Genomic DNA, 18,165 nt, shown 5'->3' on the forward strand with positions numbered 1-18,165 from the left:
GGGCCGTATTTATTCCACCCCGGTATTATTCCTGTTCGAACGGAATGCGCAGGTGCACTGCCAACCCACCTTCAGGCCGGTTACAGAACCGGGTTTTCTGCTCTACACCGTACAGCGCTCGCAGGCGTTCGCAGGTATTGCGAATTCCCACACCGGCACCCTGGCCCAGGCCTGCGAGATCCTCCTCGCGCACCCCGGGGCCATTGTCACTGATCTCGACCAGCAGTTCGCCGGCGAATACGCGCGCTTTAATCGTGATCTCACCACCCCACTCCCGCTGGGAAATACCGTATTTGATGGCATTTTCCACAATTGGTTGCAGCAGCAGACTGGGTACCAGCGCCTGCGTTGCCTCGCCGTCCAGATCCACATTGATCTGCAGGCGATCCGCGAAGCGCACCTTCTCAATATCCAGATAGAGCATCAACGCTTCCACTTCTTTCGCCAGAGTCACCTTCTGCATCGGGTCGTTATCCAGCGAGTGGCGCAGGAACTGGGACAGCCGGGTGACCATGCTGTTTGCCGTTTTGCCGTCCTGATCCAGGATCAGGGTGGAAATCGCATTCAGGGTATTGAACAGGAAATGCGGGTTGAGCTGGTAGCGCAGCATCTTGAGCTGAGACTGGTGGGCGATAGACTCGGCTTTGAGCGCCTTCTCCTGCTGCTGCAGGGAAGTCTGATAGTACTTGATACCGTAGTAGAGAGCCGTCCAGGTCATGTATATCAGAAAAGAATACGAGAACCAGTAAACCGCCATCACCATGGGGTGTTCGTCACTGTCCTTGCCGTATAGCCACAGGGAGCCGCCAAACTTGATTGCCGCCCACAGGGCGGCCGCGATGATAATCACCCCCAGAGTGCCACTCAGGCGGGTTGCCGGCGGCTTGTCCCATAAACGCTGGAAACCGCGGCGCATCCCCTCGGAGAGGGCAATACCAGACGCCGTGGCCACCGCCAGATAGCCGGTATACAGCCAGTGGTTCTCCACCCAGAAGAAGCCGCCAATAAACGTCAGCAGTGTGTAGCCGGCCCAGCCGCTGATTTGCAGCGCCCAGTACTGGTTGCGCTCGGTCGCCAGCCAGTCGGACAGCCAGTTGAAAACAGAAGTACCCATAAATCTCCAAAAGCGCGCACGTACGGCGCCAATCTGGGAAAATAGCCTAATTGACGCCGCCTGTGGGTGAAATACCACCAAACGCAGCAATCGGACGGACTGCCGCAGAATTCGCGGTATGGGGAGACAGAGCGATGAATTACTGGCTGTTCAAGTCGGAACCAGATGAATATAGCCTTGATGACCTGAAAAGCGAACCTGGTCACACCGGCCGTTGGGATGGTATCCGCAATTACCAAGCGCGCAACTTTCTGAGGGACAAGGTTGCAGAAGGCGACGGGGTGCTCTTCTATCATAGCGCTTGCAAGGTGCCGGCCATAGTCGGCACGGCGCAAGTGGTACGAGCCGCCTACCCGGATCCCGCTCAGTTCGATGCAGAGAGTAAATACTTCGACCCCAAGGCCACCGCAGACAAGCCGCGCTGGTTCTGTGTGGATATCCGCTGGCAGAGCGAATTTGCCCGCCCGCTGCCACTGAAAGAGATCAAGCAGAACCGGGCGCTGGCAGAGATGGTACTGGTGAGGCAGGGGCGGTTGTCGATTCAGCCAGTAAGCGAGAGCGAATGGCGACTGCTATTGAAACTCGGAGCCTAAACGACACCTTTGGTGCGCGCGATAAACAGGCTGAGTAGAGATAATACGGTCAGCACCACGAGAATAATGCCGAGCAACAGAAAAGGACGAAACGGTTTGCGCTCCACATCGTTGTGGCCACTTTTCAGGTAACGATCGACCTTGGCCTGGTCTTCGTCGGAGAGTTTTTTCGGCGGGATGGTGGTTTCGAAGTCTGGAGTGGGCGAATCGGAACTGGACATAGGTAACTCGGGATCTTTTTTATTGTGATGTCCCGAGTTTAGGAGATTCGCCGAAATGAAAAAAGCCCCGCGGGTGCGGGGCTTTGATCGTCCGAAGGACCTGGATCCCGGATCGAGTCCGGGATGACGAGGCAAAGCGGATTACGCCGAATCCCAGTCATGCCGGTACCGGATCGAGTCCGGCATGACAAAAACATCCGGCATCCAGCAACCGGGGTCAGAACAACTCTTCTTCCAGATCCATCAGGGTCTCACTACCGGCCAGCACGCTCGCCGCCAGTGCCTTGGTCTGCGGCAGCAGACGGGCGAAGAAGAAGCGCGCGGTCTTGATTTGGCTGCGATAGAAATCGTCGCTCTGCCCCACAGCAACGCTGGCGACCTTGGCCCACATATAGGCGTAGGCAACGAAGCCGAACTGGTGCAGATATTCCACCGAAGCCGCACCCGGTGCGTTGGGGTCGCTCTTGGCGGCTTCGATCACCGCGGCAGTCACGTCCTTCAGGCGTTGCAGCTCGGCCGCCAGCGGCACGATGAATTCAGACAGAGCATCGTTCGCGGCATTGGCGTCGATAAACTGCTGCACGTCGGCGGCGAACAGTTCGAAGAAGGCGCCGCCGTTGGCCACAGTCTTACGGCCGATCAGGTCCAGGGCCTGGATACCGTTGGTGCCTTCATAGATCTGGGTAATGCGCACGTCGCGCACCAGCTGCTCCTGGCCCCACTCGCGAATATAGCCGTGGCCGCCGAACACCTGCTGGCCGAGCACGGTGCACTCCAGGCCCTTGTCAGTGAAGAAGGCCTTGGCCACCGGGGTCAGCAGCGCCACCATGGCTTCCGCGTGCTGCTTCTCTTCCCCTTCACCGTATTTGGACAGATCCAGCCACTTGGCCACATATGTGGACAGGGCACGGGCGCCACCGATATAGGCCTTCTGGGTCAGCAGCATACGGCGTACATCCGGGTGCACGATGATCGGGTCGGCGGCTTTCTCCGGTTGCTTGGCGCCTTCCGGGGAGCGGCTCTGCACGCGATCGCGGGCGTATTCAATGGCACTCTGATAGGAGCGCTCGGAAGCGCCGAGGCCCTGAATACCCACACCCAGGCGCTCGTAGTTCATCATGGTGAACATGGCGGCGAGGCCCTTGTTCACCTCACCCACCAGCCAGCCCTTGGCACCGTCGAAGTTCATCGCGCAGGTAGCAGACGCCTTGATCCCCATCTTGTGCTCAATGGAGCCACAGCTCACACCATTGCGCTCGCCCAGGCTGCCGTCTTCGTTCACCAGGATCTTCGGCACCAGGAACAGGGAGATACCTTTCGGGCCCTTGGGCGCATCCGGCAGTTTGGCCAGCACCAGGTGGATGATGTTTTCCGACAGGTCATGGTCTCCGCCGGTGATAAAAATCTTGCTGCCGGTAATACGGTAGCTGCCGTCGTCCTGAGGCTCCGCCTTGGTGCGGATGATGCCGAGGTCGGTACCGGCATGGGGCTCGGTCAGATCCATGGCCCCGGCCCAGGTACCCGCATACATGTTGGGGAGGTATTTTTCTTTCAACTCGTCGCTGCCGTGGGCATCGATGGCCAGGCAGGCGCCGTTGGTAAGTACCGGGTAGAGGGCGAAGGAGATGTTCGCCGAACACAACATTTCTTCCACCTGCACACCCAGCATCTTGGGCATGCCCATACCGCCGAACTCCGGGTTACCCACCAGCGCACCCCAGCCGCCTTCGCAATAGGTGGCGTAGGCTTCCGGGAAGCCTTTCGGGGTGGTTACCACGCCGTCATTCCAGTGACAGCCTTCCTCATCACCGCTGCGGTTGAGCGGGTCCAGGGTATTGGCGGCCAGCTTGCCCATCTCTTCCAGAATGGCGTCGGCGGTTTCGCGGTCTGCGGTTTCCGCCAACGCAGGCAGGCGCGCCCACAATTTGTCCGCTTCGAATACCTCGTGCAGCAGGAAGTTCATCTCGCGCAGTGGCGCCTTGTAATCGGCCATGGTCTCGCCTCGCTGAATCGGTTTTGACTCGTTATCGGTATTTACGCAATGACTGATCGGACAGCTCATGAAGTCGATCAATCGATTGTTTCAAATATTTGTTTCAAACACATGTTTGAAATCTAGGGCCAAGCGCATCCCAAGTCAAGCCGAACGGGGGAGCCCGGCCTGTGCGAATCCGTCACCCCCCGGCCACAGCAGGGGGAGTTCACGAAGGGATTAGTTGGAAGAAGATAGCAGCGGGGAGAGGTCGAGGTGGGCGGCGCCATTGCGGTAGTCGCCAGATTCATCAAAGTCGAGTGCTCCCAGGCAGGGGGCTGGCAGTATGGCACCAAGTGTCATCAGGTTTTCCTGCGCGCGGGGCATTTCGGACTTGGGCGCGCGCGCAAAATTGGCCACCCAGCCGGCCAACTTGAGGCCGTCGCGATGAATGGCTTCGGCGGTCAGCAGCGCGTGGTTGATACACCCCAACTCCAGGCTCACCACCAGAACCACCGGCAGCTCCAGCTCCCGCGGCAGATCCGACAGGAACTGCCGCGGCGCCAATGGCACGCGCCACCCCCCCGCGCCCTCGATCAGCACCAGGTCGGTTTTAGTGCTCATTACCCCGCGACAGATGCCCACAAGACGCGATACATCCAGCCGTTTACCCGCTTCCATAGCGGCAATATGGGGAGCGATCGCCGGCTCCAGTGCAATGGGGTTGACCTGCTCGTAGGGCAACTCTTCGGTCATCGCTTCCATCAGCGTCAGCGCGTCACGATTGCGCAACCCGTCGGGGGTCTGCTCGCAGCCGGACGCCACCGGTTTCACCGCTGCGGTTTTCAGCCCCTGTGTGGCTGCGGCATGCAGTAACGCCGCACTTGTATAGGTCTTTCCGACTTCGGTATTGGTGCCGGTCACAAAAAACGTACGGGTCACGGAAACTTACCTCTCTTATAGAAATCTTTTATGTTGACGCCCCTTTAAACATGATCTACTTGCTGATAAATTGACCACGTAGAGCAGTAATCGTACAACCCACTTCGCCAAACATGGTTGGGGTTAGGATAATTGCCTAACGAAGACCCCCGCCTCTGGCATGGGGTGACAGCCTAGGACAGCGCTGTCATGACGCTATTGCGCCACCAAGTCGCACCGCGCAACCACATTGCTCAGCCACCGGCGGACTACTCCCGCCTGCACGCCGAGTCTCCCCGCAAACGGCAGGGATGTGGAAGTGCGAAAGTACGGAAGCTGATTTACAGCCCCGGAATGACATAACAAACAATGCCATTTATACCGACGAGAGCCATGCGATACCTGAAATTGAGTCTGATTGCCTTACTCCTGATTCCCACCCTGGCCATTGCCAAGATCAAGCCTGTGGATGAAGTGGTGGTCTACAAATCCAAACACCTGATGCAGCTGAAGCGCAACGGCAAGATTGTGAAGAGCTACAAGGTGGTATTCGGTAAAAATCCGGTGGGCCACAAACAGTACGAAGGTGACTCCCGCACCCCGGAAGGCCGCTATACGCTGAACTGGAAAAAGAAGAACAGCACCTATTACCGCGCGATCCAGGTGTCCTACCCCAATGCGCAGGACCGCGCCCGGGCAAAAAAATTGGGCCGCAGTCCCGGTGGTTCCATCATGATCCACGGCCAGAAGCCCCACTGGAAAGGCATCGAACAGTACCTGACCAAAATGAACTGGACCGACGGCTGTATTGCGGTAACCAACCCGGAAATGGACGAGATCTGGGCGATGGTGGATACCGGAACGCCGATCGAGATCTTTCCGTAAATTTCTCTGGCCACAGCGTAGAGAATCTTGAATTGAAGGCCGGGGGCTGGGGCAAGTTTTTCGAACCGTCGTCGCCATGGATGGCGGCGCCGGAGCGTACATGGATGTACTCGCAGCGATTCGAAAAACTTGCCCCAGCGCTCGGCCGCCACCGCGTCGGAGATCAGTGCTCCGAACCACCATCGTGGCAGCGAATCACTGGGTGAGGGTTTTCAGGACCGCTGTGAACCCATCCCTGGGCGCTTCGGCACAAACATCCTGTTTGTGACGATCCTGAAAACCCGCCCCCAGCAATTCACCTTAACTTTTGACTTCTGCGACTCGATCTTCAGTCTCAGTGCTCTTCCTGGTAATACTCTGGCGCCAGATCATCAAAGCGCGTGTACTTACCCACAAACGCCGCCCGGCAAGTACCAATCTCACCGTTACGCTGCTTACCGATAATCAGCTCCGCCAGGCCCTTATCCGGACTGTCCTCGTTGTAATACTCATCCCGGTAAATAAACAGAATCACATCCGCATCCTGCTCGATCGCCCCGGATTCCCGAAGGTCCGAGTTCATCGGCCGCTTGTTCGGGCGCTGCTCCACACCACGGTTCAACTGCGACAGCGCAATCACCGGGCACTCGTATTCCTTCGCCAACGCCTTCAAAGAGCGCGAAATCTCGGAGATTTCCTGAGTACGCCCCTCGGTACTGCCCTTCACCTGCATCAACTGCAGGTAATCCACCATCACCATCGCCGGCATCGCGCGGCGCTCTGCCTCCTCGCGGGACAACTTCGGGTCCGCCTGCATCAACTTGTTGGTATGGTCGCGCACCGTGCGTTTCACCCGCGCCCGCACCTCTGAAGGGGAAAGACCCGGGGTATCGTCGATATACAGCCCCTTGCCCTTCATCTTCTGCACCGCGCTGGACAGCTTTGGCCAGTCCTCTTCCTGCAACTTGCCGTTACGGATACGCCCTTGATCGATCTTGCCGATAGACGACAACATCCGCATTACCAGACTGTCAGAGGGCATCTCCATACTGAACACAAGGGTCGGCTTCTCCTGACTGAGCATTGCCGCTTCGACGAAGTTCAGTGCCAGCGCGGTCTTACCCATGGAGGGACGTGCGGCGAGGATGATGAGTTCACCGGGCTGCCAACCGGAAGTTCGCTGATCCAGCTCGGTGAGCCCGGTGCTGAGACCGGTGAGGTCGCCCTCGGATTTGAACAGTTCATCAATGCGCTCGACGGTTTTCTTCAGCAGCGTATCGACACCGACAAAGCCGCCCTCTTTGGCGCGGCCCTCGGCGATTTCCGCAACACGACGCTCGGCCATCTGCAGCAGGTCGGCGGAGCCTAAACCACCCGGATTGAAACTGGTGCGACTGATTTCACCGGCGGCGGCGATCAGCTGGCGCAGCATGGAGCGCTCGCGCACGATCTTGGCGTAGGCGACGATATTCGCAGCAGACGGGGTATTTTCGGCGAGTTCCGCGAGATACGCCGGGCCGCCCACATCCGCCAGCAGATCGCGGGTGGCAAGGCCCTCGGCGAGGGTGACGATATCCAGCGGCTGCTCGCCGCTGGACAGTTCCAGCATGACGCCAAAGATAATGCGGTGGCTGGCGACAAAGAAGTCTTCCGCACTCAGCTGCTCCGCCACCGCATCCAGGCGGCTGGCATCGAGCATCAGGCCACCCAGTACCGACTGTTCCGCCTCTACCGAGTGCGGCAGCGGCGAGCTGGCAGTGGTTTCCTGGGCTTCTTCTTCGTGGGGAGCGTATTCGTTCATCTTCGGCTTTATATTCGATGGCCCGGATAGGTCCCGCAGAACGGGCCCTTTTATCGGGCTAAAAACAAATCAGGCGCTGGACCCTCTGTGTCGACCGATTGATCGACAGAGAGAATCCAGCGCCTGATTGTAGCGCGGCTGGACCGGGAACGGGCAATCCCGTTTCCCACCCAGCGCACTAGGCGTTTCAGCGTCGGCAGAAGCTTATTCGGCTTCTACAACAACCTTAACGGTGCTGATCACGTCGGCGTGCAGCTGTACGTCTACGTCGTACTCGCCCACTTCGCGCAGTGCACCTTCCGGCAGTTTCACTTCCGCTTTGGCAACTTCAACGCCAGCAGCGGTGATTGCTTCAGCGATGTCGCGTGTGCCGATGGAGCCGAACAGCTTGCCTTCGTCACCAGCATTGGCAGCGATGGTCACAACCAGGTCAGCCAGTTTGGCAGCGCGGCTTTCAGCTTCGCTTACTTTCGCAGCGGCAGCTGCTTCCAGTTCAGCGCGCTTGGCTTCGAACTCAGCAACGTTTGCTGCGTTGGCCAGTACGGCTTTACCGGTAGGCAGCAGGAAGTTGCGGCCGAAACCGGCTTTGACTTCAACGCGGTCGCCCACGTTGCCCAGTTTGCCTACTTTGTCGAGCAGAATAACTTCCATCTCGGAACCCTCAGTTTCAGTTCTTGTGCGCCGCTCAGCGTTTATTGCTTGAGCGCGCGCGAATATCAATCCAGCTATCGATCAGGGCCAGTCCACACAGGAAACCAGCCAACGGCAGCGCCGCGATCACCAACATAACGTACATGGCGATCAGTGGACCGCGCCCCCAGCCCTTCTGGGCTACCAGCCAGTGGATCAGGCAGATGCCCGCCACCATGATGGGGAAAGCGGCTACCGCGCCCCAGAACACAAAGTGTTCGCTGACGAGGCAGTAAATCCACAACAGCATACCGGCCGCGGCAATCGGCAGGGGCATTCGCAGCCCGTGCATCTCTTCCCGCAAACCCCCGGGGTTGTACAACAGTGCCTGCCACCAGCGACCGAGCAACAGTGACAGCATGGCGCTGATCAACGATACCCAGGTCAGGTAGCCGGTGGCCTGCGCTTCGCTGGCAAATGCCTTGCTCAGCTGCTGGGCCTCTGGGGTACTGGCGCCGCCAGCGGCCTCATTGACCGCAGCGATCAGGTTCCCCAGCACACCCCCGGTCACCTGCGAGGTAACCAGGATGCCCGCTGCCGTTACGGCGGTGAGCGCCACCAGCGCCCAATTCCAGGTGCGGGTAGTACGCAGCACCATTGCGCCGGCCAGCACCCCCACAAAGTGGGTAATGGCCATGCCGGCCATCAGTGGCGACATATAGCCGGCACCAGCGGCGGCGACAATCGGCAACAGCGCCCAGGCCAGAACAAACAGGCCGTCGCTATTACCGCGGCGCAACCCCACCAGTGCGAGCACCGCGGGGCTGATCAACGGGATACCCACCAGGGTGAGGATCACCGCACGCACGCGCGATCGCATGGCAAATTCAGCGATGGCGCGCACTAGATAGCTTCTCTTTTACAACGATTCGTACGAAGCAAAGCGCAGCTTAGGCTTCGTGGCTGTCCGTGTACGGCAGCAGCGCGATGTAACGCGCGCGCTTGACCGCGGTGGCCAGCTGACGCTGATACTTGGCTTTGGTGCCAGTGATACGGCTCGGTACGATTTTGCCAGTTTCAGAAACGTAGGCTTTCAGGGTATCGAGATCTTTGTAGTCGATACGCTTGACGCCTTCGGCGGTGAAACGGCAGAACTTACGACGACGGAAAAAACGTGCCATCTGACTATCCCCTTACTCTTCGTCTTCAGTGGTGTCGGAAGACGCAGCTTCCTCGGCGCCTTCGGAAGAAGAATCTTCACGTTCGGTGCGCTCGCGACGCTCAGAGCGTTCTGCGCGCGCAGCTTTGCGCTCGCGGGACTCTTTCTCGGCCTTCATGATTGGGCTTTCTTCGGTGATGGCTTCGTCTTCACGGATCACCAGATTGCGCAGCACGGCATCGTTGTACTTGAAGTTGGTGGTCAGTTCGGCCAGCGCTTCTTCAGTACACTCAACATTCATCAGAATGTAGTGAGCCTTGTGGATCTTGTTGATCGGGTAAGCCAGACGGCGGCGGCCCCAGTCTTCCAGACGGTGAACGTCGCCACCGCTTTCTTTGATGGTCGCAGTGTAACGCTCGACCATGCCGGCGACCTGCTCGCTCTGGTCCGGGTGAACCAGGAATACAATTTCGTAATGACGCATTTTAGCTCCTTACGGGTTAACACAGCCTCCCGGCTTGCCACGGTATCAGGACCGCCGCCGCCCAGTGAGGCAAGGAGTACGCAACAGCTGACCGAACGGGGCTATCGCGGGCGGCGTATTCTATGCGCCCACGGAAGTGGTTGCAAGTTGAACAATGGGTTGGCCACCGCGGGCTGACCACGGGCGCCGGTAAGTGGCCACTCACTCAGAGGTCTGAGTCGCCCCACCGGTAAACCAGAGCGGCCGAATCGGTCAACGGACCCAGGTAAGGTTTGACTAAAGTGGGGACTTCGGTCCACCAGCTCACAACCAATCCCAATATCACGCCCATCCGCCGGAGGTAGGCAAGCCCGGTCATCTACAGTCGCAGGTCCACCCGCTCCAGCTTCGTGGATTCACCGTGCCCTTGAATCTTCGCCTTCACCCGGCTCCTCCCCGGTGGCAAATCCCACTACAGCCCCCTGGCACTGGTCGCACCGGCACTCGGGGGGGCCGGGAAGCGGACACGCTGATGCGTGATTGGGGGGAGCGGCATATTGAAAGGGCGCTTTGCCCCGGAGGGCAGTATTCCCACTGCAGCCCCGCTACCCTAACGGCCGCTGCTGTGCATCTCCGGCGACCCGTTTGCTCCGATCAACGCCACGCGCCGCCTGGCACAACTGGTGCACGGCGAGGTGCGCGAAATTGCGCCGACATTCCCACAGGGCAATCCTCACCTGAGCTGGATAAAGCAGCCGAGCCGGTTGTAAAAATAATTGAAAATTGGCTTGAGGGGATTGGGCGCCAGAACGTTATACAGACATAAGCCGCGGCAACGACCAAGGCACTAGCCAAGAAGCGAACCAAGAATAAATACCCAGAATCGATACCCAGTGACAATAACAATAATCTCCAGGGACCGAAGAATAACAAACGGGACAACACCGTAGGGGGGCCCTCAAGCCCCTCCATTTTTTGCCTTTCTCTTTTCCCCTCACCCGATCAAAACACGTAACTGACCCCGAGACCGAAGCGCTGGGTGAGGCGGTAGCTGCTGTATTGTTACCCCGCAGGGATCCCAGCAGAGCACCCAAATCCCCCATACCGCCGCTGGCTCCCTCGGGTAAGATGCCACGCATTTCCACGCTGATGGGCCCACTCTTGCGCGTCTCCCCAGCACCTGCCCGCCCAAAGGGCAAGGCATAAAAAAGCCGACTGGAACATCCAGCCGGCTCTTATATACCGGATTGAACGACCCGACCTGGCGGCTTAGCCTGACCGCTGGCGCACCGCTTCAAACAGGCACACACCGGTGGCCACCGAAACATTCAGACTGCTGACCTCACCGGCCATGGGGATCTTGATCAGATGATCGCAATTTTCCCTGGTCAGACGGCGCAGGCCCGGACCCTCTGCACCCATCACCAGCGCCACTGGTCCGGTAAGGGATGACTGATACAGATCCTGATCGGCCTCGCCAGCCGCACCGAAAATCCACACGCCCGCCTGTTGCAGCATTTGCAAAGTGCGCGCCAGATTAGTGACCGTGACAAACGGCAATACCTCAGCGGCACCACAGGCAACCTTGCGCGCGGTGGGCGTCAGGCCTGCGGCTTTGTCCTTGGGTGCAATCACCGCGTGTACGCCGGCGGCCTCCGCCGAGCGCAGACAGGCTCCGAGGTTGTGTGGGTCGGTCACACCATCGAGGATCAGCAGGAAAGGTGCCTCACCCTTGCCATCCAGCTCTTTGAGCAGGGACTTCAGGAATTGCTCGTCATAGACCCGGGTGTCACCAGCGCAGATGGCCAGGGCACCCTGATGATTGCCGTCGTCGCCGACCTTTTCATCCAGCGCCTTGCGGTCGACATAGCGAATGGTGATCTCGTTCTGCTCCGCCTGGCGGATGATCTTCTGCAGTTTCTGGTCGCGGCGCCCGCGCAAGAGCAGCAATTCCTGCACCTGCTGGGGCGAGCTCTTCAACAGGGCCTGCACCGCGTGCAAGCCGTATACCAATTGTTGTGTCACCGCTTATTTTTCCCGTCCGACTTCTTCGCCAGTTTTTTCTTGAGCTTTTTCTTTGCAGCCTTTTTCGCCGCGCGGTTTTTGGCTTCCGCTTTATCGGCCTTCTGCGCGGCCTTGCGCGCGGCGACCGCCGGGCGCTTGCCACCTTTTCTCGGCGGTGTTTTCTTCGGCTTGCGTTTTCTCGGTGCACCCTCTTCGCCGACGGCATCTTCACCGGCCGGATTCTCATCTTCCAGTTCGGACGGGCGTTCTTTGGAGGGCGGCACCACTTCTGCGGTATCGCTACCTACCTTGCGCTTGCGAATCGGGCGCGGTTCGTCTGCGCCATCCTCCGCAGCCTTTTTCTTCAGGCCACCACCCCAGGGATTGGCCTTCTGCTCCTCCGAACTGAAATCGGATTTGCCCCGGCGCTTGCGCTCCTGCTGGAACTCCACCGCCATTTCCATGGCGCGGCCGCTGACCTGGGTTGATTCCTCGCCGGCGCGGGATTTTTTCGCGGGCTTTTCTTTCGCCGACTCTTGCGTTTGCGCGTCGGGGGCAGTGCTCTGGGTACTACTGGCACTCATGGATGTCTTTTCTCTCTTGCTGTCGCCTTTTCCGGCGGACTTTTTTTCGGCTTTAGGCTTTCGGTATTTCGGGGTCTGGTAACTGGGGCGCGGGTGCAAATCCACAAAGGTGAAATCCACCTTGCGCTCTTCCAGATCCACCCGCGCCACCTGCACGGTGACCCCATCACCCAGGTGGAAACGGGTACCGGCGCGTTCGCCGACCAGGCGCTGCTGCGCTTGCTCAAAGTGGTAGTAATCCTTGGGCAGTGCGGTGACGTGAATCAAGCCTTCCACGTAGAGGTCGTCCAACTCCACAAAGAGCCCAAACCCGGTCACCGCGCTGATCACACCGCGATATACCTCGCCCACATGATCCTGTAGATATTCGCACTTGAGCCAGCTGACAACGTCGCGGGTAGCGTCGTCGGCGCGCCGCTCGGTCATGGAGCAGTGCTCACCCAGCTCCACCATGGCAACGGTGCTGTAGGGCAGAATTTCTTCTCGCTCCAACGCGCGGGCACCGGGTGCCTGACGCACCTTTTTTGCGACCGCTGGCGGATTGGCGCTGCCGTTGCGGATCAGCCAGCGCAGTCCGCGATGCAACAACAGGTCCGGATAGCGGCGAATCGGCGAAGTGAAATGGGCATAGGCACGGTAATCCAGGCCGAAGTGGCCGCGGTTTTCCGGCTGGTACACCGCCTGGTTCATAGAGCGCAACAGCATGGTCTGGATGATGTGAAAATCCGGACGCCCTTCGACCTGCGAGAGCAACGCCTGGTAATCACTCGGCTGCGGCTCACTGCCACCTTCAAGACGCAGACCCAGTTCGCCCAGGTATTCACGCAGGTTCTCCAGACGTTCGGCCTTGGGAATATCGTGCACCCGGTACAGGGCCGGAAGCTCCGCCAGCTCCATTAGCTCCGCCGCACACACGTTGGCGGCAAGCATGCACTCCTCGATCATCTTGTGCGCGTCGTTGCGCTGCACCGGCACAATGCGCTCGATCTTGCGCGCGGCGTCAAAAATAATCCGCGTTTCGGTAGTCTCGAAGTCGATGGCGCCGCGGCGGTCGCGGGCTCCACGCAGGGCGGTGTACAGATCGTGCAGGTTGTCGATGTGCGGCGTCAGCGCAGCAAACTGCTTGCGAATACCGCTGTTGCGATCGTCCCGCTCGGCAACGATTTCCCCCACCTGGGTATAGGTGAAGCGCGCGTGGCTGCGCATCACGCCCTCCAGGAACTGGTAGCTCTGGATATTGCCGGACTGGTCGATATGCATTTCGCACACCATACACAGGCGATCCACTTCCGGGTTCAGGGAGCAGAGGCCGTTTGAGAGCTTCTCAGGCAACATCGGTACGACAAAATCCGGGAAGTACACGGAGTTGCCACGCTGGTGCGCCTCCACATCCAGCGGCGTATTTACCTGCACGTAGTGGGATACGTCGGCAATGGCCACCAGCAGCTTCCAGTTACCGTCCGGCAGCACTTCGCAGAATACCGCGTCATCAAAGTCCCGCGCGTCTTCACCGTCAATGGTGACCAGCGGCAGCTGGCGCAGGTCGATGCGCGCGGTCTTGTCTTCTTCCAGTACCTCGTCGGCGATGCCCTCCACCTGCGCGAGCACCGCAGCGGGCCAGGTGTGGGGAATTCCGTAGTTGCGGATGGCGACATCAATCTCCATACCCGGCGCCAAGTGATCACCGAGCACTTCCGCCACTTCACCCTGGGGCAGATTATTGCGACCGGGTTGAGTGGTGATATCCACCACCACATACTGGCCGCTCTGGGCATCGGCACACTTGCCTTCGGGCACCAGTACGTCGAGGGTGAGGCGGGGATTGTCCGGCCGCACAAAACAGATGCCGTCTTCGCGATATAGGCGTCCGGCCAGCTGCTGGGTATTGTGTTTGATCACCCGCACCACCGCGCCTTCGCGCTTACCGCGGAAGCCGCCGGGGGTTTCCCGCACCAGCACCTCGTCGCCATCGAAAACCTTGCGCATCTGGCGGTGGGACAGGAACAGGTCGTCGCTGCCATCGCCGGGGGAGACAAAGCCAAAGCCATCCCGGTGACCGATCACGCGGCCACGCACCAGGCTCATTTTGTCAAGCACGCCGAAGTCCCCGGCACGATTGCTGGCGATCTGACCGTCACGGCTCATGGCGATCAGGCGACGGCGCACGCCCTCGCGGCGGTCTTCGTCATCGATGGACAGAAGATCGGCCACCGCCTCCCAGGCTACCGGGCCCGGTTGCTGTTCCAGCAGGTCGAGCAGAAACTCGCGACTGGGAACGGGTTTTTCGTACTTCTCCGCTTCGCGCTCGGCGTGAGGGTCTTTTTCAGTGGCGGAGGGGTTGTCTTTTTCCTGATTCAAAACTGCTTCCATTGTTCTGCAATTGACCGCGCGGTCCGCGCAGCCCCGGGGTTCGTCCGGCGCAGGGGGTGTGAATGGGTGCAACGGTCAGGCCCGGGCTATTTGGGTTGGCAAAAGCCGGGGCGAGCGGTTGGAGTGGCGAGTGCCAGAAGTGGCTTTGGCCACTGGTTTTGTTGCACATTGACGCGAGTATAAGCGATTTACGACCTGATTCCCGCGTTGATTTACGCTTTGCGCCCAGGAAAGGCACGGAAAAGACACGCAAGCTGTTGATTGGCTGACAAAATTTGACAACAACTGCGCCCTAAAAGCGTTGACACCCCCGGGGGGAATCACTATAGTGCGCGTCCTCAACGGAGCACACCGTTGAATTGCCCAGGTGGCGGAATTGGTAGACGCGCTAGCTTCAGGTGCTAGTGGCCTTACGGTCGTGGAAGTTCAAGTCTTCTCCTGGGCACCATCTTTAAAAAAGGGGCCGACTCGCAAGAGTCGGCCCCTTTTTGTTTTACCCCCTGACTACGAACGGCATCCCAATTTAGTTTGGAGGATACGCTGCTGTGCGGACGAAGGTGGCGATGCCGGGCGTGGCTTTGCGAGACCTTCTGCGAGAGGGACCTCGCGGAAGAGCCCCCATGGATGGGTTCACGGCGTGTCTCGCAAAGCCACGCCCGGCAGCGTCACCGCCACCGAGCCAGCTCGAAGGCTTACCCCGTATTCCGCATACCCGCCGCAATACCCGCAATCGTCACCATCAGAGCGCTTTCCAGCACCGGATCTTCTTCGCGGGTGCGCAGACGCGCCATCAGTTCCGCCTGCAGCAGGTGCAGGGGATCGGTGTATGGATCGCGCACGCGGATGGACCAGCGCATTACCGGGTTGTTATCCAGCAGGCTTTCACGTCCGGTCAGCTCGCTCAGTGCGGCAACGGTGCGAGCGAGGCGGCTGCGCAGTTCGACGCCCAGGCGCTGCAGTTCGGCATCGTCCGTGAGGCGCTCTTCGTACCAGAGGGCGACGCGGGGGTCGGATTTGGCCAATACCATTTCCAGCATATCCACCACGGTCTGGAAGAAAGGCCACTGCTCACTCATGGCGCGCAGGGTGTCCGGGGCATTTTCCAGTCCGGTTTCCAGGGCTGCGCCGGTGCCGAGCCAGGCGGGCAGCATCAGGCGCATCTGGGTCCAGGCGAATACCCACGGAATGGCGCGCAGGGTTTCCACACCACCACCGGGCTTGCGGCGCGCGGGACGGCTGCCCAGGGCCAGACGGCTCAGTTCGGTTTCCGGGGTGACGGTGCGCAAGTATGACACCAGTGCCGGGTCATCCCGCACCACTTCGCGGTAGGCGCGCACGGAGGCCTGGGTCAGGCGATCCATTTCTGCGCGCCACTCCGGACGCGGCTCCGCCGGTGGCAACAGAGTCGCCTCCAGGGTCGCAGCGATGTACTGCTCCAGGTTGTAGGCGGCCACGGAGGGGCGGCCGTATTTGAAGCGGATCATTTCGCCCTGCTCGGTCACACGAATGCGGCCGGCCACAGAGCCCGGAGGCTGGGACATCAACGCCATGCGGGTGGGCGAGCCACCGCGGGAGATGGAGCCACCGCGGCCGTGGAACAGGGTCAGCGGTATACGGTGCTCTTTGAAGATGCCGGTCAGTGCCTCTTGGGCGCGGAACTGGGCCCAGGCGGCGCCGAGGAAACCGGCATCCTTGGCGGAGTCGGAGTAGCCAATCATCACCTCCTGACCACCCTTGACCCGCTCGCGGTAGAAGGGGATTTCCAGCAGCGCGCTCATGGTATCGAAGGCGTTGTTCAGGTCGTCCAGAGTCTCGAACAACGGCACCACGCGCATGGGCTCACGCACACCGGCAATTTTCTGCAGCAGCATCACCGCCAGCACATCGGACGAGGTGCGGGCCATGGAGATCACGTAGGCACCGAGACCTTCCGGACCCTGCTCGGCGATCACCTTGCAGGTATCCAGCACTTCGCGCACTTCGTCGGTACAGAATTCGCTGCGATAGAAGGCGCCGTTGATCAGCGGACGACGGCTTTCCAGCTCCGCCAGCAGGAACTTCTGCTTCACCTTTTCGCCCCACTCGGCGTAGCTGCCGAGGTCCAGGAAGCGGGTGATGGCGTCGATCACCATGGCGTGGCGGGTGGACTCCTGGCGGATATCCAACTTCAGCAGGGTGATCCCGAAACCGTTGAGGCGACGCAGCGTATCTTTCAACTGGCCGTCGGCGATTGCGGCTAGGCCTACTTCGCGCAGGGAACGGTCAATCAGACTCAATTCCTGGTACAGCTCGCTGCCGGTGGTGTACACCGCTCCTTCCGGCTCGGCAGCCCCGTTTACACGAGCTTCCATCAGTGCGCGGGTGTTACGCAGTCGATCTCGCAGCTCCCGCAGCAGCAGGCGATAGGGTTCCTGACTGGGGCCGGTGCGGGCCAGCAGCTCGTCGCTGGCGCGGTGCATCGACAGATCGGCAAGTAGGTTTTCCACATCCCGCAGATACAGGTCGGCGGCCATCCAGCGGGCCAGGGTCAGCACCTGACGGGTCACCTTGGCGGTCACATTCGGGTTGCCGTCGCGGTCGCCCCCCATCCATGAGGCAAAGCGGATCGGCACCCAGTCCGCCGGCAGCGGATCCAACCCCGCCAGTGCCAGCTCGCTCTCTATCTCGCGCATGCCCTGGGGCACCGCTTCCCACAGAGACTGCTCAATGGTGGCAAAACCCCACTTGGCCTCGTCGACCGGGGTCGGGCGCTCGCGGCGGATTTCATCGGTACACCAGGCAGACAGGATCTGCTCGCGCAACAGGCGCCGCAGGCGCTCCGCCTCTTCCGGGGTGCAGTCCGGACGATCAAGACCGGTCAGCAGGTCGGCCATCTGGTCGTATTTGCGGATCAGGGTTCGGCGGGTGACCTCGGTGGGATGAGCGGTGAGTACCAGCTCCACAGAGAGATCGGAGAGCACCTGACGAATCTCTGCCGGATCCACCTTGGCCTTTTTCAGCTCTTCCAGTACCTGACGCAGGCCACGGTCGGTATCCGGATCACCCGGGAAGCGTTCGTGCTGTCGGCGCAGGCGCTCGCGGTGGCGCTGCTCGGCGATATTTGCCAGATTCAGGAACTGACTGAAGGCGCGCGCCACCTCCAGGAGTGTCGCGTCATCTAACGGGTCCAACAGCTCCCGTAGTTTACCTACAGGCATCTCACCGTGACCACGACTCTCCACCGCGACCTGGCGAATAGTCTCCACGGTATCGAACAATGCGTCGCCGGCCTGCCCGCGCAATACGGTTCCAAGCTCTTCGCCCAACAGGCGAACATCTTCCCTCAAGGGTGCATTCTGATCTTGATCCACGGATTTATTCCCCCTTCTGGATTACTTATGGGCGCCATTTTCACATATTTCCGGCCCGATTTTGATGCCCGCAACCGGATTCCTGTAAAAAAACTACAAAAATATTGCTTATAAAACAA

At 59.9% G+C, this 18,165-nt stretch carries 14 protein-coding genes and 1 tRNA gene; 3 read left to right on the forward strand and 12 right to left on the reverse strand.

The window, feature by feature from the left end; genetic code table 11:
* Positions 1-25 precede the first annotated feature (25 nt).
* Complete coding sequence (locus AU11_RS12330) at positions 26-1,114, reverse strand: sensor histidine kinase (protein WP_051687230.1); 1,089 nt, start codon at positions 1,112-1,114, stop codon at positions 26-28.
* 134 nt (positions 1,115-1,248) lie between these two features.
* On the opposite strand from AU11_RS12330, the gene AU11_RS12335 reads away from it, so the two are divergent.
* Positions 1,249-1,707 carry an EVE domain-containing protein gene (locus AU11_RS12335; RefSeq protein ID WP_043319653.1) on the forward strand — a complete coding sequence of 153 codons (459 nt, stop codon included), beginning with the start codon at positions 1,249-1,251 and terminating at the stop codon, positions 1,705-1,707.
* Here the strand turns inward: AU11_RS12335 and AU11_RS12340 are convergent.
* The 3 genes from AU11_RS12340 to bioD all read right to left on the reverse strand — a co-directional run bounded on the left by AU11_RS12340 (position 1,704) and on the right by bioD (position 4,842).
* Positions 1,704-1,928: a DUF3094 family protein gene (locus AU11_RS12340; protein ID WP_043319654.1), complete on the reverse strand. Its 225-nt coding sequence runs from the start codon at positions 1,926-1,928 to the stop codon at positions 1,704-1,706. The two genes, AU11_RS12335 and AU11_RS12340, sit on opposite strands and share 4 nt — an antisense overlap.
* 217 nt (positions 1,929-2,145) lie before the next feature.
* Complete coding sequence (locus AU11_RS12345; RefSeq protein ID WP_043319655.1) at positions 2,146-3,921, reverse strand: acyl-CoA dehydrogenase C-terminal domain-containing protein; 1,776 nt, start codon at positions 3,919-3,921, stop codon at positions 2,146-2,148.
* A gap of 219 nt (positions 3,922-4,140) precedes the next feature.
* A complete protein-coding gene (gene bioD / locus AU11_RS12350) occupies positions 4,141-4,842 on the reverse strand; it encodes a dethiobiotin synthase (protein WP_043319656.1) in 702 nt (233 codons plus the stop codon).
* Positions 4,843-5,214: 372 nt separating this feature from the next.
* On the opposite strand from bioD, the gene AU11_RS12355 reads away from it, so the two are divergent.
* The gene (locus tag AU11_RS12355) at positions 5,215-5,706 is read left to right on the forward strand and encodes a murein L,D-transpeptidase family protein (protein WP_043319657.1); all 492 of its coding nucleotides are present in this window, start codon (positions 5,215-5,217) and stop codon (positions 5,704-5,706) included.
* Between the two features lie 334 nt (positions 5,707-6,040).
* Here AU11_RS12355 and dnaB read toward each other — a convergent pair whose 3' ends face one another.
* From dnaB to rnr, 7 genes are all read right to left on the reverse strand, one after another.
* Positions 6,041-7,486, reverse strand: a complete 1,446-nt coding sequence (gene dnaB / locus AU11_RS12360) for a replicative DNA helicase (protein ID WP_043319658.1) — start codon at positions 7,484-7,486, stop codon at positions 6,041-6,043.
* A 204-nt stretch (positions 7,487-7,690) separates the two neighbouring features.
* The gene (gene rplI / locus AU11_RS12365) at positions 7,691-8,137 is read right to left on the reverse strand and encodes a 50S ribosomal protein L9 (protein ID WP_043319659.1); all 447 of its coding nucleotides are present in this window, start codon (positions 8,135-8,137) and stop codon (positions 7,691-7,693) included.
* A 34-nt stretch (positions 8,138-8,171) separates the two neighbouring features.
* A complete protein-coding gene (locus AU11_RS12370) occupies positions 8,172-9,020 on the reverse strand; it encodes a hypothetical protein (protein WP_043319660.1) in 849 nt (282 codons plus the stop codon).
* A gap of 46 nt (positions 9,021-9,066) precedes the next feature.
* Positions 9,067-9,297: a 30S ribosomal protein S18 gene (gene rpsR / locus AU11_RS12375; RefSeq protein ID WP_010133305.1), complete on the reverse strand. Its 231-nt coding sequence runs from the start codon at positions 9,295-9,297 to the stop codon at positions 9,067-9,069.
* Between the two features lie 12 nt (positions 9,298-9,309).
* On the reverse strand, positions 9,310-9,759 hold the full coding sequence (gene rpsF / locus AU11_RS12380) for a 30S ribosomal protein S6 (protein ID WP_043319661.1): 450 nt from the start codon (positions 9,757-9,759) through the stop codon (positions 9,310-9,312).
* A 1,248-nt stretch (positions 9,760-11,007) separates the two neighbouring features.
* Entirely contained in the window at positions 11,008-11,763 is a 756-nt protein-coding gene (gene rlmB, locus AU11_RS12385; protein WP_043319662.1) for a 23S rRNA (guanosine(2251)-2'-O)-methyltransferase RlmB, read from the reverse strand.
* Positions 11,760-14,696: a ribonuclease R gene (rnr, locus tag AU11_RS12390; protein ID WP_081848094.1), complete on the reverse strand. Its 2,937-nt coding sequence runs from the start codon at positions 14,694-14,696 to the stop codon at positions 11,760-11,762. The genes rlmB and rnr overlap by 4 nt, the downstream gene beginning before the upstream one ends.
* Before the next feature lie 361 nt (positions 14,697-15,057).
* On the opposite strand from rnr, the gene AU11_RS12400 reads away from it, so the two are divergent.
* Positions 15,058-15,144 (forward strand) — tRNA-Leu (locus tag AU11_RS12400).
* 244 nt (positions 15,145-15,388) lie between these two features.
* Here AU11_RS12400 and ppc read toward each other — a convergent pair.
* On the reverse strand, positions 15,389-18,046 hold the full coding sequence (gene ppc, locus AU11_RS12405) for a phosphoenolpyruvate carboxylase (protein WP_043319664.1): 2,658 nt from the start codon (positions 18,044-18,046) through the stop codon (positions 15,389-15,391).
* Between the last annotated feature and the right edge of the window lie 119 nt (positions 18,047-18,165).

Origin of the sequence: Microbulbifer sp. HZ11, assembly GCF_000708675.1 — a bacterium.
In the GTDB taxonomy this organism is placed as follows: Bacteria; Pseudomonadota; Gammaproteobacteria; order Pseudomonadales; family Cellvibrionaceae; genus Microbulbifer.